The 16,318-nt window shown below is 71.2% G+C and carries 14 protein-coding genes; 4 read left to right on the forward strand and 10 right to left on the reverse strand.

Annotation, left to right across the window (positions count from 1 at the left end):
• Window positions 1-188: 188 nt before the first annotated feature.
• Complete coding sequence (locus O7597_RS08625; RefSeq protein WP_269738508.1) at window positions 189-1,151, reverse strand: EamA family transporter; 963 nt, start codon at window positions 1,149-1,151, stop codon at window positions 189-191.
• A gap of 83 nt (window positions 1,152-1,234) precedes the next feature.
• Here O7597_RS08625 and O7597_RS08630 point away from each other — a divergent pair, with 83 nt between their 5' ends.
• Window positions 1,235-1,780 carry a CGNR zinc finger domain-containing protein gene (locus O7597_RS08630; protein ID WP_269738748.1) on the forward strand — a complete coding sequence of 182 codons (546 nt, stop codon included), beginning with the start codon at window positions 1,235-1,237 and terminating at the stop codon, window positions 1,778-1,780.
• 124 nt (window positions 1,781-1,904) lie between these two features.
• On the opposite strand, the gene O7597_RS08635 is transcribed toward O7597_RS08630, so the two are convergent.
• From O7597_RS08635 to O7597_RS08645, 3 genes are read right to left on the reverse strand one after another with little or no spacing between them, the layout of a single operon-like run.
• Window positions 1,905-2,291, reverse strand: coding sequence for a TIGR03618 family F420-dependent PPOX class oxidoreductase (locus tag O7597_RS08635; RefSeq protein ID WP_269738509.1), 387 nt, complete (start codon window positions 2,289-2,291; stop codon window positions 1,905-1,907).
• A gap of 5 nt (window positions 2,292-2,296) precedes the next feature.
• Window positions 2,297-2,485, reverse strand: coding sequence for a DUF397 domain-containing protein (locus O7597_RS08640; RefSeq protein WP_281582415.1), 189 nt, complete (start codon window positions 2,483-2,485; stop codon window positions 2,297-2,299).
• Window positions 2,476-3,288: a helix-turn-helix transcriptional regulator gene (locus tag O7597_RS08645; RefSeq protein ID WP_281582416.1), complete on the reverse strand. Its 813-nt coding sequence runs from the start codon at window positions 3,286-3,288 to the stop codon at window positions 2,476-2,478. Before O7597_RS08645 ends, O7597_RS08640 begins: the two co-directional genes overlap by 10 nt.
• Before the next feature lie 398 nt (window positions 3,289-3,686).
• On the opposite strand from O7597_RS08645, the gene O7597_RS08650 reads away from it, so the two are divergent.
• Entirely contained in the window at window positions 3,687-3,959 is a 273-nt protein-coding gene (locus O7597_RS08650; protein ID WP_281582417.1) for a hypothetical protein, read from the forward strand.
• Window positions 3,960-4,082: 123 nt separating this feature from the next.
• Here the strand turns inward: O7597_RS08650 and O7597_RS08655 are convergent, their stop codons facing one another.
• The 5 genes from O7597_RS08655 to O7597_RS08675 form a co-directional block, all read right to left on the reverse strand.
• On the reverse strand, window positions 4,083-5,483 hold the full coding sequence (locus O7597_RS08655; RefSeq protein WP_281582418.1) for a class II fumarate hydratase: 1,401 nt from the start codon (window positions 5,481-5,483) through the stop codon (window positions 4,083-4,085).
• A 53-nt stretch (window positions 5,484-5,536) separates the two neighbouring features.
• Complete coding sequence (locus O7597_RS08660; protein WP_281582419.1) at window positions 5,537-8,515, reverse strand: AfsR/SARP family transcriptional regulator; 2,979 nt, start codon at window positions 8,513-8,515, stop codon at window positions 5,537-5,539.
• 272 nt (window positions 8,516-8,787) lie between these two features.
• The gene (locus tag O7597_RS08665) at window positions 8,788-10,452 is read right to left on the reverse strand and encodes a fumarate hydratase (RefSeq protein ID WP_281582420.1); all 1,665 of its coding nucleotides are present in this window, start codon (window positions 10,450-10,452) and stop codon (window positions 8,788-8,790) included.
• 214 nt (window positions 10,453-10,666) lie between these two features.
• Window positions 10,667-12,124, reverse strand: a complete 1,458-nt coding sequence (locus O7597_RS08670) for a PQQ-binding-like beta-propeller repeat protein (protein WP_281582421.1) — start codon at window positions 12,122-12,124, stop codon at window positions 10,667-10,669.
• A complete protein-coding gene (locus O7597_RS08675) occupies window positions 12,072-13,415 on the reverse strand; it encodes an MFS transporter (RefSeq protein WP_269738516.1) in 1,344 nt (447 codons plus the stop codon). The genes O7597_RS08670 and O7597_RS08675 overlap by 53 nt, the downstream gene beginning before the upstream one ends.
• A gap of 67 nt (window positions 13,416-13,482) precedes the next feature.
• Here O7597_RS08675 and O7597_RS08680 point away from each other — a divergent pair, with 67 nt between their 5' ends.
• Window positions 13,483-14,469: a helix-turn-helix domain-containing protein gene (locus tag O7597_RS08680; protein WP_281582422.1), complete on the forward strand. Its 987-nt coding sequence runs from the start codon at window positions 13,483-13,485 to the stop codon at window positions 14,467-14,469.
• A gap of 6 nt (window positions 14,470-14,475) precedes the next feature.
• On the opposite strand, the gene O7597_RS08685 is transcribed toward O7597_RS08680, so the two are convergent.
• Window positions 14,476-14,961, reverse strand: a complete 486-nt coding sequence (locus O7597_RS08685; RefSeq protein WP_281582423.1) for an Lrp/AsnC family transcriptional regulator — start codon at window positions 14,959-14,961, stop codon at window positions 14,476-14,478.
• A gap of 141 nt (window positions 14,962-15,102) precedes the next feature.
• Here O7597_RS08685 and hppD point away from each other — a divergent pair, with 141 nt between their 5' ends.
• Window positions 15,103-16,308, forward strand: coding sequence for a 4-hydroxyphenylpyruvate dioxygenase (gene hppD, locus O7597_RS08690; protein ID WP_164448590.1), 1,206 nt, complete (start codon window positions 15,103-15,105; stop codon window positions 16,306-16,308).
• The last annotated feature ends 10 nt before the right edge of the window (window positions 16,309-16,318 follow it).

Here is a 16,318-nt window from a genome sequence, read left to right on the forward strand (position 1 = left end):
TCCACCGGCGGGAGGACGTACGCAGCCAGCCCAATGAGACTCCTCGGTCAGCGAACTGATCGGCCGTGGCGATCCACGGCCACCGAGATCCTCGGTGGGGCGGCTACGGCACCACTACGCCGCCGCTACCGCACTGCAGAAGCAGCGGTAGCGGCCGGCGACGACACATCGCGTGCGGAGCCGGGATGTCACCTGTCGACGGCCAGCAATGGTTCGCCGACCACGGGCGGCGCGGCGGCCGCCCGCATCTCGTCGAGGCGGACCAGCGCCACACCCGCGACGATCAGCAACCCGCCGAGCAGTTGCACGATCGTCGGCAGCTCCCCCAGGACCAGCCAGGCGATCAGGACCGCGAACATCACCTCGGTCAGCCCGACGAACGAGGCCAGCCGGGAACCGAGCACCCGCACCGCGGCGATCCCGGCCAGGTAGGCGACGACCGCGGCCACCAGCGTCAGACCGACGATCGGCACCAGCCAACTGGTCTGCGCGCCGGCGAACTGCACGGTGTCGAAGGTGGCCCGCAGCGGCAGCGCGCCGGTCAGGCCGAGCAGCAGCAGCACTCCGGCACCGGCGGCCATCCCGCCGCTGGCCATGACCATCGACGGCAGGGCCGGGTCGACCCGGCCGGCGAGCACGAAGTACCCGGCCAGCCCGACCGCCGCACCCAGTCCCCAGAGGACGCCGACCACGTCGAGCCGACCCGCCCCGGTCAGGTCCAGCACGAAGACCAGCCCGGCCACGGCCGCCACCGAACCGGCGACGGTCAGCCGCCGAGGGCGCTGCCCCTGCACCAGCCAGGTCCATCCGACGACGAGGACGATGCCGAGGTATTCCAGCAGCAGGGCGACGCCGACCGGCAGGTAACGCACGGCGTTGAAGAAGCACGCCTGGGCGACCGCTACCCCGAGTAGCCCGAAGACGCCGATCGAGGTGAGGTTGCGACGCAGCACCGGCCATCGTCCCCGCAGCACGAGCACGGCCGGCACCATCAGGATCAGCGCGGCGATGCCGACCCGGGCGATGACGACCGCCTCGGCCGACCAGCCGGCGTCGATCAGGGATCGGGCGAAGGTGCCTGAGGTGGCGAAGGTGATCGCGGAGAGCAGCGCGAGTGCGAGACCGGCACCCGCGGCGGGCGGTTGACGCATGTGGCTCTCCTTGGCACGACCGCCCGCCATGGGCAAAATAGATTATGCCGATGACGCTAGACGGGGCCACGACAGGAGTCAAGTTGCTTTTCGCCCATGACACCGAGTGTTCGCTGATCGCCGCCGCCGCGCTGGTGAACACCGCTGGCTCCGACGGCGAAGGGCTACCGGACGTCGCCGCCCTGGACGCCTTCTACACCCGCCACTCCTACAGCGGCCGGCACGAGCACACCGAGGCCGAGCTCCGTGCGGTACGCGCGCTGCGCCCCCGCCTCCGCCGGATCTGGCGCGCCGAGGTCGACGAGATCGTGTCGATCGTCAACGCCCTGCTCCGCGAGCACCGGGCGCTGCCCCAGCTCATCACGCACGACGCCGAGCCGTACCACCTGCACGCCGTACCCCGGGACGCCCCGCTGGCCACCCGGATCGCGGTCGAGGCGGCGATGGCGATCGCGGACGTGGTACGCGGTGGCGAGCTGCGCCGGCTGCGCATCTGCGAGCACCCGGACTGCGACAACGTGCTTGTCGACCTGTCCAAGAACCGCTCCCGCCGGTTCTGCGAGGCCGGCTGCGGCAACCGGGCCGCCGTCAGCGCCTACCGGGCCCGCCGGGCCGCCGCCCGCTCCTGAACGCCGGTGTGCGGCAAGGCCGGGCGCGAAGCGCCTGCCTGCGGAAGCCGACTGTGGGTACATTTCTTGTCGCTGGAACGACAACAGATGTACCCACGTCTTCGTTTCGAACGACCGACGCCAGTCAGCGAGCGCGGCCGGCCATCAGCCAGCGGGTCACCACGACCCGGAGCAGCACGTAGCGGCCGTCCGGGCCGTCCACCGTGACGTCCCAGCCGCCGTACCGGTCACGAAGCGCCTCGACCACCTCGGATGGGAACGGCCGGCGGACGATGCTCGCCACACCCTCGGCCACGACCGGCGCATCCCCGTCGGGCAGCGCCAGCGACACCCGAGGGTCGGCGGCGACGTTGCGTACCTTCCGGTTGCGCTCGCCGGTGCCGATCCACCATTCACCCTCGACATAGTGGAACCAGACCGGCGTCAGATGCGGCGAGCCGTCCGGCCGCAGCGTGCAGAACCAGACCACCCGCTCCCGCGCCAGCCGCTCCAGCACCTCCGTGTCGGGCACGGCGGTCACGTGCGGCGCGGCGGCGCCGCGACAAAGGCCCGCCAGGTGTACGCGTCAAAGCTCAGCACCGGCCCAGCCGGATCCTTGCTGTCCCGCACCCCCACCACCCCAGGCAGATTCGTCGCCACCTCGACACACTGGTCGTTGGACCCGCTACGGCGGCTTTTTCGCCAGCGTGCGCCGGTCAACTCCATGATTCCGCCAGTTCCTTGAGCAGCTCGATCGATTCCTGTGGGGGCAACGCCACGGCGAGAGTAGCCTCCCAGGTCCGTTGCAGTCGCATGAGATCGGCTGCTCGGTCCAGCTCCTGCCCGCCGATCTGGCCCCCGAGGAAGGCAACCTCCACACCGTCAGCCAGGCTGGCGAGTATGAACGGGCCGTTCAGGCCCGGATACTCCTCCGCGGACGTGGGCACGACGTGGATCCGAGAGTGTGGGTGCTCGACAGCGAGGCGGACGAGGTGCAGAAGTTGCTCACGCATGACTTTCCGGCCACCGACCCGTCGTCGTAAGACCGACTCGTCCACCACAGCCGCGATTCGGGGCGATCTCTCGGCGTAGAGCACTTCCTGGCTGCTCAACCGGTCAGCCAGCCGCCGTTCGATCTCGCCGGGATCCAGCAGCGGGTCGGACTCAAAGACCGCTCGCGCATACGCTTCCGTCTGCAGCAGGCCAGGCACGTGAAGCGGTTCGAACCAGCGTAGGGCCCATGACTCCGCCAGGATGGCGCGCCAGCCGCGTAACCAGACCTGGGCTTTGTCGAGGGCTACCAGGTGGGTGAGCATTCGGCCGTATAGGCCACCGGTGTCCAGGGCCTTGTCGAACTGTTGCAGGTACTTCGGGGTGGGCGGCTGTTGACCCAGCTCGACCGCACTGACCATCGACGGCGAGTAGTTGACCGCCCTGGCCAGTTCTTCCTGACTCCAGCCTCGCCTGGCTCGCGCCCGACGTAGCTCCGAGACCAGGAACGCCGCTGCTGTCAGCTGCCCACCCGCCATTTCCAGCCGCCCTCCAACAATCGGTCGATCGACTACAGCGCACCGCCACCGGCAACCCGGCCCGGTCACAGTGGGCCTCGGACAGTACGGCCAAACCCTTCCGACCGTAACGGTGTGCTCAGCAGACTGTGCGCAGCGACGCTCGCCGCTCATTCCCCCGAGTGCGGCGTCGAGGTGGGACCGCCCGCTCCCCCGGCCGGGCGGTCCCACCGCCGGGGCGATGACGCGCACGACTCAGCTCGACAGGAAGGCCGCGCCATGTCCCGGACCACGCCCGTTACCCCCCGGACCGCACCCCGCAGCGCCCCGGAACGCTTCCCCGACCGGACTCGGACCGCACCCCGGACCGGACCTCGCGCCGCGTTCGGGGCGGCTCGTCCGGGTGTTGGTGGCCGAGGATGACGGCCCCGCCGCGCCGGGCACACCTGCCGTTGCGGCCGCTCTGGCTCTGCCGGGTCTGCGCGGCGCCCTGGCCGTGCGCCGCCGCGCGGCTCGATCTCGTCGCCGAGTACGCCGACGACCGGATCGCGCTCAGCGTCTACCTCTGCGCGGTGCTGCACGAGGCGGCCGCCGACCTGTACCGCCTGAGCCCGCAGGACGGCCCGGATCCGGCGGCGCTGTTCGCCCGCTTCCTCGCCTGGGCACCCCGGCGTCGCTTCGCCGACGATTGATCTGCTCGGGTTGCGGCATCTTGCGGTCACCGGCCGCCCGGATAGGCCGAGATACCGTAATCGGAGTCGATCAAGTGGACCGAGAGGGCAGGCGCAGGGCGGCGGCGCAGGCACAGGCCGGGCTCAGGGGTGGGTCATGCGGAGCAGGTCGAGCGCCTCCTCCAACTGGGTCTCGGAGAGCTTGCCGGAGTCGAGGTGACCGCGCGAGATCACCACCTCCTTGATGGAGATCTGCTTCGCCAACGCCTCCTTGGCGATCGAGGCGGCCTCGTCGTAGCCGAGGTGACGGTTGAGCGGGGTGACGATCGACGGCGAGCCCTCGGCGTACGACAGGCAGACCTCGGCGTCCGCGACCAGGCCGACCACGCACCGGTCGGCGAGCAGGCGGCTCGACGCGGCGATCAGCCGGATCGACTCCAGGATGTTGCGGCCCATCACCGGCAGCATGACGTTCAGCTCGAAGTCGCCCTGCGAGCCGGCGAAGGCCACCGTCGCGTCGTTGCCGATCACCTGCGCGCAGACCTGCCGGACCGCCTCGCAGACCACCGGGTTGACCTTGCCGGGCATGATCGACGAGCCCGGCTGGAGGTCCGGGATGCGCAGCTCACGCAGGCCGGCGCGCGGGCCGGAACCCATCCAGCGGATGTCGTTGGCGATCTTGTAAAGCCCGACGGCGACGGTACGCAACTGCCCCGACGTCTCGACCAGAGCGTCCCGGGCACCCTGCGCCTCGAAATGGTTGCGCGCCTCGGTCAGCGGCAGCCCGGTCGAGGCCCGCAGCTTCTCGATCACCCGGGCGGCGAAACCGAGCGGAGTGTTGATGCCGGTGCCGACCGCCGTGCCGCCCAGCGGCAGCTCCGCCAGGCGCGGCAGTACCCCCTCCAACCGTTCGATGCCGTAGCGGACCTGGGCGGCGTACCCGCCGAACTCCTGCCCGAGCGTCACCGGGGTGGCGTCCATCAGGTGGGTACGCCCGGCCTTGACGACGGTCTCGAACTCCTCGGCCTTCGCCTCCAACGCACCCGCCAGGTGGGTCAGCGCCGGCAGCAGATCCCGTACCACGGCCTCGGTGGCGGCCAGGTGGATCGAGGACGGGAAGACGTCGTTGCTGGACTGCGACGCGTTGACGTCGTCGTTGGGATGGACGCCGCTGCCCAGCTCCCGACCGGCCAGGGTGGCGATCACCTCGTTGGTGTTCATGTTGGACGACGTGCCGCTGCCGGTCTGGAACACGTCCACCGGGAACTGGTCGTCGTAACCGCCCTCGGCCACGTGCGCGGCGGCGGCGGCGATCGCCGCGGCCACATTCGCGTCGATCACGCCCAGGTCACCGTTGACCTCGGCCGCCGCGCCCTTGATCTGGGCCAGGGCGCGGATCTGGGCCGGCTCGATGCCCCGGCCGGAGATCGGGAAGTTCTGCACCGCCCGCTGTGTCTGGGCCCGCCACAGCGCCTCGGCCGGCACCTCCACCTCGCCCATCGAGTCGCGCTCGATCCGGTAACCCGTCGCCTCTGGAGTCGTCACTCCTACATCCTGCCGCGCCGGCTGCGGACGTGCAGATGTTCACGGCAGCCAGCTCACTCCAGCTCGGCGAGCAGCCGCTGCACCTCGTCCGCGTCGGGCGACTCGACCTGACGCAGCAGCGCCAGGGCCCGAACCCAGTGTGAGCGGGCGGCCGCCGGGTCACTGTCCCGCAGACACCGGGCGAGGCCGTCCAGCGCCCGGGCCTGCTCGAACCGGTGACCGATTCGGGTGGCGTCCACCAGGACGCGACCGAACAGATCCTGGGCAGTGCGTACGTCGTCCTGGTCCAGGATGGCGCGGGCCAACAGATTTCGGGACGCGCACTGGCCAGCCAGGTCACCGGCCTCGCTGATGGCGATGAACGCCTGCCGGTGCAGCGCCGCCGCCTCGTCCGGACGCCCCGCTTCACGCTCCATCACGCCGAGTTCGTTGAGCATCTCACCCTCGTCGAAGCGGTTCTTTCCGGCCCGCTGCAGGCGCAACGCCGTCCGCAACAGCCGGCGCGCCGGTCCGGTGTGGCCGAGCCGGTGCCGGACCATGCCGACATGCCCTATCGCGTTGGCCAACTGCCGGCGGTCACCGATCTCGCGGGCGAGCATCAGATGACTTCGGCCGGTCCGCAGGGCCTCGTCGTAGCGTCCCCACATGCACAGCACATAGGTCATGTTGTTGAGCAGGGCACTCAGCTCGGCCAACCGGTCGACACCGCGCAGCAGCGTCGCCGCCTCCCGGAAGTACTCGATCCCGCGACGCGTGTCACCGCCGGCCCAACTGTTGATGCCGAGATTCCAGACCAGGCTGCGTAGCAGGTGCCCCGCACCGCTGTGCCGGCACAGCTCGACGCCCCGCTCCAACAGTTGGACGGCCTGCCGGAAGTCGGCCCGGCGGAAGTAGGCGGAGGCCAGGTAGTTGAGCATCAGCGCCTGCGCCGACTCGTCACCGACTGTCTCGGCCGCCCGGAGCCCCACCGTGTGCGTCTCGACCAGTTCGTCGAGGTGCCCGCCGTTGTAGAGAAGCCGCCAGCTGGCCCGGGCCAGCTGCCAGGCGCGCTCGGGAAACTCCACTTCCGCCAGACCGGGCAGGGCCACCAGCGCGGATCGGTTCTCGTCGAACCAGGCCAGGCCCTGCTCGACACAGATCGCCACCAGATCGGGTCGCGGTGGGTCGGGCAGGCTGAGGGTGGTGCGGCTGCCGGGCGACTCGCTCTCCCGGCCGATGGCCGCCGCCACGTGCAGGTGATGATCCAGTAGACGCCGCAGCGCATCCCGCCGCTCCGCCCCGTTGGCCGGATCGGCCAACAGCGTCCGGGCGTACTCGCGGACCAGGTCGTGCAACCGGTAGCGGCCCGGCACCGGCTCGTCGATCAGGTGGGCGTCAACCAGTTCGTCCAGCAGGTCCTGGGCCTCGGCCAACGGCACGTCGGTCAGCGCGGCAGCGGTGGTGTTGTCGACCCGTACACCCGGATGCAGTCCCAGCAGCCGGAAGGTGCGCTGGGCCGCCGTTGACACCTGTGCGTACGACAGGGCGAAGGCATCGCCGACGGAGCGATGCCCGAGGGCCAGCTCGGCCAACGCGTCACGGTTGCCGCCGAGCCGCTCGGCCAGGTCGGCGATCCGCCACCTGGACCGGTGAACGAGCCGGGTGCCGGCCAGCCTGATCGCCAGTGGGAGATGACCGCAGCGGCGCACCACCTCGACGGCGGCGGCCGGTTCCGCCGCGACGCGGTCGTCACCGGCGACCCGACCGAGCAGCTCGATCGCCTCGTCGATGTCGAGCACCGGCAGGGACGAGGGCCGACCCTCGTCGAGACCGACCAGCCGACGGCGGCTGGTGATCAGGGTCAGGCAGCCGGCACCGCTGGGCAACAGCGGTGCCACCTGCGCCGCGCTGGCGGCATTGTCGAGCAGCACCAGCGCTCGCCGGTCCGCCAGTTCGGTACGCCAGATGGCCAGCCGGTCGTCCGGGTCGACCGGGATGCGTTCGGCGGGTACGCCGAGCTGTCGCAGCAGCGTGGTCAGGGCCGCGGACGGGCTCAACGGCGCCCGCTCGCTGTGCCCGTGCAGATCGATGAAGAGCTGGGCGTCCGGATAGCGCTCGGCCACCCGGGTCGCCACATGCACGGCCAGCGTGGTCTTTCCGCTGCCCGCCATCCCGTCGATCAGCTGGATCCGGGTTTCGCCATCCTCGATCTCCTTGATCAGCCGAGCCACCGTCTCCGCGCGCCCGGTGAAATCGTCGATCGCCCGGGGCAGCGCGCGGACCGCGGTGGTGGCACGGCGTTCGGACCCGGCAACGGCGAGGTCTCCGGCGAGCACCCGCTGGTGCAGATCCTGCAGCGCCGCACCCGGCTCGATGCCGAGTTCCTCGGCGTACAGGCGTCGGCCCTCCCGGTACCGGCCGAGCGCGTCGGCCTGCCGGCCGACGGCGGAGAGGGCCAGCATGAGCTGGCCGCGCAGCCGCTCCCGCAGCGGATGCCGCTCCAGTTCCTCGGTCAACTCGTCGACCAGGGTCGCCGCATGCCCGAGCCGCAGCTCTACGTCCACGCACTCTTCCAGCACCGCCAGCCGTTGCTCGTCGAGGGCCTGCGCCCGACGTCGCACCGATGAGTTCGGGATACCGCTCAGTGCCGGCCCGCGCCACAGCCCCAGCGCCGCTCGGAACCGCCGGCGCGCGTCGCTCAACGCCCCGCCGGCCACCGCGGCCCGAGCCGCCTCGACCCCCCGGGCGAAGACCTCCGTGTCCAGCTCACCAGCGTCGGTCCGAATGCCGTAGCCGACCGGATCGGTGACAATGGTGTCGGCCGGCAGACCGAGCCTCGCGAAACGCTGCCGCAGCCGTGACACACAGGTCTGCAGCTGGGCCCGGGCGGTGACTGGCGGGTTCTCCTCCCAGATCGCGTCGACCAGTTCCCCGACGGGGACGATGCGATTGGCCCGCAGCAACAGAACGGCGAGCACCACCCGATCCCGACCTGCCGTGACGGTGGCTTCGCCGCCGCCGACCCGCAGTGGCCCCAGGATCTGAAAACGCATCACTCTCCCACCCCGTGATGGTGGCAACTTTCAGCAGAGTAACCCCATCGATACCGAGCGGCGTAGCTGCCTGATAGCGATCTGAGAGTGGATCGACAGTGGCGGGCCGCACAATCTCGTTGGTTGCATCTACTGGTGCGATCGACGGGGGCGGTGCGCCCGGCCGTCCCGGGCCGGGCGCACCGATGTCGAACGTGGTTCCGTCGGATGCGACGAAGCCGCCGGACAGCCGCAGCCGAGCAGTGGCAGCAGCGTCTCGGACGCGGTCCGGCCTAGTGGCGGCCGATGGTGAGAACCGGCTTGGTGACCTCGGCGAAGAAATCGTTGCCCTTGTCGTCGACCACGATGAAGGCGGGGAAGTCCACCACCTCGATCTTCCAGACCGCCTCCATGCCGAGTTCCGCGTACTCCAGGACCTCGACGTGCTTGATGCAGTCCTGGGCGAGCCGGGCCGCCGGGCCGCCGATCGAGCCGAGGTAGAACCCGCCGTGCTGCTCGCAGGAGCGGGTCACCTGCGCCGACCGGTTGCCCTTGGCCAGCATCACCATCGAGCCACCGGCGGCCTGGAACTTCGCCACGTACGCGTCCATCCGGCCGGCGGTGGTCGGGCCGAACGAGCCGGAGGCGTAGCCCTCCGGGGTCTTGGCGGGGCCGGCGTAGTAAACGGCGTGGTCGCGCAGGTACTGCGGCATCGGCTCGCCCGCGTCCAACCGCTCGGCGATCTTCGCGTGCGCGATGTCCCGGGCCACCACCAGCGGGCCGCTCAGCGACAGCCGGGTCTTCACCGGGTACTTGGACAACTCGGCGCGGATCTCGTCCATCGGCCGGTTGAGGTCGACGCGAACCACCTCGGTCGCGTCCAGCTGCGCCTCGGTGACCTCCGGCAGGAAGCGAGCCGGGTCGGTTTCGAGTCGCTCCAGCCACACCCCCGACGGCGTGATCTTGGCGACCGCCTGCCGGTCGGCCGAGCAGGACACGGCGATGGCCACCGGGCAGGACGCGCCGTGCCGGGGCAGCCGCACCACCCGCACGTCGTGGCAGAAGTAGCGCCCGCCGAACTGCGCGCCGATGCCGAAGTTGCGGGTCAACTCCAGCACCTCCGCCTCCAGCTCCAGATCCCGGAAGCCGTGCGCGGTCATCGAGCCGGCGGTGGGCAGGGCGTCGAGATACTTCGCGGAGGCGTACTTGGCGGTCTTGAGGGCGTACTCGGCGCTGGTGCCGCCGATCACCACCGCCAGGTGGTACGGCGGGCAGGCGGAGGTGCCGATCAGCCGCAGCTTCTCCTCCAGGAACTGCATCATCCGCGTCGGGTTCAGCAGCGCCTTCGTCTCCTGGTAGAGGTACGACTTGTTGGCCGAGCCACCGCCCTTGGCCATGAAGAGGAACTTGTACGCGTCCGGGTGGCCGTCCGGGTCCTCGGCGTACAACTCGACCTGCGCGGGCAGGTTGCTGCCGGTGTTGCGCTCCTCCCACATGGTCAGCGGGGCGAGTTGTGAGTAGCGCAGGTTCAACCGGGTGTACGCCTGCCACACGCCCCGCGAGATCGCCTCCGCGTCGGTGCCGTCGGTGAGCACGTGCCGGCCCCGCTTACCCATCACGATCGCGGTGCCGGTGTCCTGGCACATCGGCAACACCCCACCGGCGGCGATGTTGGCGTTACGCAGCAGGTCCAGCGCGACGAACCGGTCGTTCGGGGAGGCCGCCGGGTCGTCGATGATCGACCGTAGCTGGGCGAGGTGGGCGGGACGCAGGAAGTGCGCGATGTCGTGCATCGCCTCGGCGGTCAGCGCGGTCAGCGCGGCCGGTTCGACGGTCAGGAACCGGCGCCCGCCCGGGCCGTTGACCACGTCGACGCCCTCGTCGGTGACCAAACGGTAGTCCGTCTGGTCCGGACCGGTCGGCAGCAGCGGGGCGTACGCGAAATCGGCACCGCTCACGACGGCACTCCGCTTCGCTCCGTGCCGCCGTGAGGCACCATCGCCCTGCACCGATGATTCGCTCGCTGCCGCTCGCTCACGACGGCACTCCGCTTCGCTCCGTGCCGCCGTGAGGCACCATCGCACCGCACCGATGATTCGCTCGCTGCCGCTCGCTCATGACGGCAAAGCCTAGGGCAGAGGGTCTGGTCCTTCCCACCCACCGGGGGCCGGATCATTTGCCGGGGTCAGGTGCGGCGCACAGCTCGTTCTTCGGACCGCAACTGTCCTGCGGCTGCGGCACCGAACCGCTGCCGGCGGGCCCCGGGTCGGCCCCGTCGGCCTCGCCCGGCGTGCCGCCGGCTGTCGCGCCGAAGCGGACGTACCCGATCTCCCGGCCCTCCCCGATCACCATGCCGGCGGGGCCCACGGCGAGGGCGTTCGCCGAGGTACGCAGCACGACCAGTTCCCGCCCGGTACGCGGATCGAGCGCGACCAGCCGGTTCGGCTTCTCGTCGGCGACGATCGCCGCGTACGGGGTGAGGGCGGCATCCGCCTTCTTTCCCGCCGGCCGCTGCCACCGGGTGCGCTCGGCGCCGAGCTCACGGGCGGAGACGGCGCCACCGTCGGCGGTGCGGACCAGCGCGTACCGGTCGTCGACGGCGAGCACTCGTTCGCCGTTCGCGGTGACCAGCAACAACCGACCGTCGTACGCGTCGAGGACCGCCTCCCGGCCGTCGGGTGACACGCCGAGCAGCACGTTGCGGGCGCCGTACGGGTCCTCCCGCTGCACGCAACCGGCGCTGTCGGCGGTGCGGAGGTTGAGTCCCGACTGCTGCCACGCCTCCTGGCCGGTGGCCGAGTCCCGACCGGAGATGGCGTAGTAGCAGCTACCGTCCTGCGACCGGGCGGTGATCCGCAGCAGGCGCCCGCCGATCACGGCGAGCCGCTCCTCCCGACCGGGTTCGACGTTCTGGAGCACCCGGCCGGTGGCGGTGTCCACCACGTGCACCCGGCCGTCGACCGGGAAGCCGAGCAGCGGCGGCACCGCCTCCGGGCCGGCCACCTCGCCGTCGATCCGGTTGCCGCCGAGTCGCCGGGTGTCGAGCAGATTCGGGTTGTCGGCGAGCAGGCCGGTGCTGACTCCGGGCAGGAAGGCGGTCCACAGCGGAGTCGTGCCGCGCGGGTCCCAGGCACTCAGCGTGCAGTCGGTGGCCGCCACGCAGCGGGCGTCCAGCAGCAGGTTGCGGTAGGTCCAGACGGCCACCGCGTCGTCGTCGCGGCGGCGGGTCACCCCGGTGCCGGGGTCGAGCACCTCGTACCCCTTGACCAGTAGCTTGCCCACGACGACGACGGCTTCCTGCCCGGCGCCGGTGACCGCGCTCCAGTCGGCCTTGCGCTCCCACAGCTGCGTGCCGGCGGCCAGGCTGCGGGCCTCCACCCGGGTGCGCTGCTCGATCACGACACTCTGCCCGGCGATGGTGACGCTGCGCGGGGTGCCACCGATACGTTGCTGCCAGACCACGTCCGGCTGGGAGATCGGTTGGGGACGGTTGACCCAGTCCCACATGGTGGGGAACGGGTTCCAGACTCCGGTAGCGGCGAGCACCACCACCGTGATCAGGCCGAGCAGCAGCCAGCTACGTACGCCGAGGCCGCTCCCCTTCGCCACCGGGACACGGTAGCCAGCCATGCTCGCCACCGCCCGCACCACCCCGCGTGTCGCGCCGGGAAGATCGCGTTGGCCGCACCGCCGGCACCGCGAGGATCGGCCACAGGAGCAGCGTCGCGATCGCCGAGGCGGCCCCCGCGCCGGCCATCACCACCCCCGGGGAGAGCACCTCGCTGAGCGCGCCGGCCCCGGCGGCGGCCAACCCCTGCGCCGCCATCATGCCGGTGTTGACCAGTCCGAACGCCTGCCCCCGACGCGCCTCGGGTACCGCGTCGAGGAACCGCCGGGCCAGCCCGAGCTGGTAGGCGAACCCCGCGGTCGCCACCGCGAACAGGGCCGCCGCCGGCAGCAGCGCCGGCCGGGCCAGGAACACCAGCATGGGTACGCCCAGCAGCAGCGCGAGCCACGGCGTCAGACGTTCCCGCCGGGCCGGTGCCACGAACCGCCCCACCAGCAGGTCACCGACGAGCATGCCGCCCGCACCGGCCATCAGCAGGACGCCGGCGCTGGCACCCGGGCCGAGGTCGGCCGCGTACGGCACCGCCACTCCCTCGGCGCCGACCAGCAGCGAGCCGGGCAGCCACTGGGCGAGCAGCAGGCCACGGATCCGACGATCCGCCAGGAGCTGCCGGTTTACCCGCAGGGTCTCCCGGAACGCGCCGGTTCTCGGGCCGCCGCCCGTCCGGCCGACGCGGGCGGGACGAGGAGTCAACCCGAACCGCACCAGCAGGGCGGAGAAACCACAGGTCACCGCGGTCAACCAGAGCGCGCCGTACGGGCCGACCAGTCCGAGCAGCAGACCACCGACGGCGAAACCGGCCACCTGCGTACCCCCGGCGGCCACGGTGAGCAGCGAACGACCCAGCACGTACCGGTCGCCATGCAGCATATCGGGCAACAACGCGGTGCGGGACGCGCTGCTGACCGGACCGAAGAGGGCCACGACGGCGACCAGGCCGAGCATCGCCGACGGGGCGAGCACACCGGTGGCGAGCACCGCCACCGTGGCCAGCCGCACCAGGTCGTAGCCGACGATCACCGCGCGGGCGGGCCACCGGTCGGCCAGGGCCAGCAGGAACAGCCCACCCAGCGCGTGCGGCAGGAACCCGGTGACGTACGCGAGCGCGGCCAGCAGACCGGAGCCGGTGCGCTCGTACACCAGCACGGAGAGGGCGAGCATCTTCACCGTCTCGCCGATCATGAAGATCCCGTAGCTGGCGAAGATCACCCGGAACTCGGCGACGGCGAAGACGTCCCGGAACGTGGCTGGCCGGTCGGCCAGGGCCGGCCCGCCCGTGCGTGTGTCGTTCACGCCAGCCAGCCTCGTGGGCCCGCACCGGAGCCCACTATCCTTTCGCTGGAGAACGAAAGGTCGGACGATGCGGATCGAGGTCACCCCGGCGGACGTGGCGGCCAGCCGGTACGCCATCTCGCCGCTGGGCGAGGCGGTCTGGGCGCTGCGGCTGCACACCGGCCAACACGCCGTGCCGGGGCTGGCGCCCTGGGTGGCCCGTACCCGACCGGTGTTCGAGCGGCTGCGCCGGGACTGCCCGGCGGTGGGCGCGCTGATGGCGCTGCTGCGCCGGGGCGGCTACAACGCCGACTTCATCCAGCCGCCGCCCGCCGGCACCGGTCGCACCTTCGCCGACGAGCTGGCCGTGGTCCGGGCCACGCCGCTCGGGCAGGCCCGTGCCGAGTTGTCCCGCAATCTCGTCGGACTGCCCACCCCACCGGCGTACGCCCGCCGCATCTACGACGCGCCGGACGTCGTGGACCGGGTGGCCGACGCGATCGAGGCGTCCTGGACCGCCCTGGTGCAGCCGGACTGGCCGCGACTGCGGGCGGTGCTGGAACGGGACCTGGTACATCGCGCGGGCCGCCTGCTCGCGTACGGCTGGGGGGCCGCCGTGGCGGACCTGGACCCGCGGCTGCGCTGGGTCTCCGGCGGCGGCCTCGGCGCGATCGAGGTGGCCGACCGCGACCCCCGCAGCTACTCGCTGGACGGCCGGGGCCTGCTCTTCATCCCCACGGTCTTCGGCATGATGATCAACTACGTCGAGCCGCCATGGCCGTTCGCGATCGTCTACCGGGCCTCCGGAGTGGCCGAGCTGCTCGGCCCGCCCGACCCGGGCCGGCCCGAGGACGCGCTGGACCGGCTGGTCGGGCGGTCCCGCGCGGCGGTGCTACGGGCGCTCGCCGTGCCCGCCACCACCAGCCAGCTCGTCGGGCAGCTCGGGATGAGCCTGGGCGGCGTCGGCGACCACCTGTCGGTGCTGCGCGACGCGGGCCTGATCACCCGGGTCCGCTCCGGCCGGTCCGTCCGCTACCGCCGTACCCCGCTGGGCGACACGCTCGCGGCGAACTGACCTGACTCACCGCACCGCCGAGCGCAGCAGTGGCAGGACCCGGTAGGGGATCTGCTCGGCGAGCGCGATGATCGTGGAGGCGCGGGTGATCCCCTCGTACGCCACGATCTGGTCGATCACCCGCTGGAGGTCGGTGTTCGAGCGGGCCACGATCCGGCAGAGCAGGTCGCCCGAGCCGGTGATGGTGTGCGCCTCCAGCACCTCGGGGATCGCCGCCAGGTGCCGGGTGACCGGGTCGTGCCCGTGCCGCTGACTGATCTCCAGGGTGACGAAGCTGGTCACCGTGAAGCCCAGCGCGGCCGGGCCGAGGTCCGGCCCGAACCCGGCGATGACCCCCCGACCGACCAGCTTGTCGAGCCGCGCCTGGACGGTCCCCCGGGCGACCCGGAGCCGGCGCGAGCACTCCAGCACGCCGATCCGGGGTTCCTCGGCGAGCAGTTCGATGAGTCGCACGTCCAGCTCGTCGAGCTGAGCAATCTGACCAGTCTTCATGCGTAAGGACCATACCGTTTGTGCAACCTGACCAGCGTACGCCGTGAGGGTTGCCCAATGCGGCCGGTCACCGCGATGCTCGGCACACAGCACACGATCCCGTCGGCCCACCAGGCCGGCCGGTACGCGAGGGAGGCCACCATGACCCAGGCGATCGACCGACCCCAGCCGACCGAGGAGGTGGACGTCGACGCTCTCGTCGGCGCCGTCGACCACGACACCAGCAAGGACCCGTTCCCGGTCAAGGGCCTCGACTACGTGCACTTCATGGTGGGCAACGCCAAGCAGGCGGCGCACTACTACTCCACGGCGTTCGGCATGACCTGCGTGGCGTACCGGGGGCCGGAGCAGGGTTACCGGGACTACGCCGAGTACGTGCTGACCAGCGGTTCCGCCCGTTTCGTCCTGACCGGCGCGGTACGCCCCGACGCGCCCGGCGCCGAACACGTGACGAAGCACAGCGACGGCGTGATCGACATCGCGCTGGAGGTGCCGGACGTCGACGCGGCCTACTCGCACGCCGTCCAGCAGGGCGCCAACGGCCGGACCGAGCCGACCGACCTGACCGACGAGCACGGCACGGTCCGCTTCGCGGTCATCGACGCGTACGGCGACACCCGGCACACGCTCGTCGACCGGTCCCGCTACACCGGTCCGTTCCTGCCCGGCTTCGTCGCCCGCGGCCCGATCGTGGACCGGCAGCCGATGATCGACGCCGGTATCCAGCCGAAGCGCTTCTTCCAGGCCGTCGACCACGTGGTCGGCAACGTCGAGCTGGGCCGGATGGACGAGTGGGTCGAGTTCTACCGCCGCGTCATGGGCTTCACCAACATGGCCGAGTTCATCGGCGACGACATCGCCACCGACTACTCGGCGCTGATGAGCAAGGTCGTCGCGAACGGCACCCGCAAGGTGAAGTTCCCGCTCAACGAGCCGGCCATCGCCAAGAAGAAGTCGCAGATCGACGAGTACCTGGAGTTCTACCGGGGCCCCGGTGCCCAGCACATCGCCGTGGCCACCAACGACATCCTGGCCAGCGTGGACGCGATGCGGGCGGCCGGCGTCGACTTCCTGGAAACCCCGGACTCGTACTACGACGACCCGGAGCTGCGGGCCCGCATCGGCGAGGTACGCGTTCCCATCGAGGAACTCAAGTCCCGCAAGATCCTGGTCGACCGGGACGAGGACGGCTACCTGCTGCAGATCTTCACCAAGCCGGTGCAGGACCGGCCGACCGTCTTCTTCGAGCTGATCGAGCGGCACGGCTCGCTCGGCTTCGGCAAGGGCAACTTCAAGGCGCTCTTCGAGGCCATCGAGCGGGAGCAGGAGAAGCGCGGCAACCTGTAACACTGTCGAG

Origin of the sequence: Verrucosispora sp. WMMC514, assembly GCF_027497295.1 — a bacterium.
Taxonomy (GTDB): domain Bacteria; phylum Actinomycetota; class Actinomycetes; order Mycobacteriales; family Micromonosporaceae; genus Micromonospora; species Micromonospora palythoicola.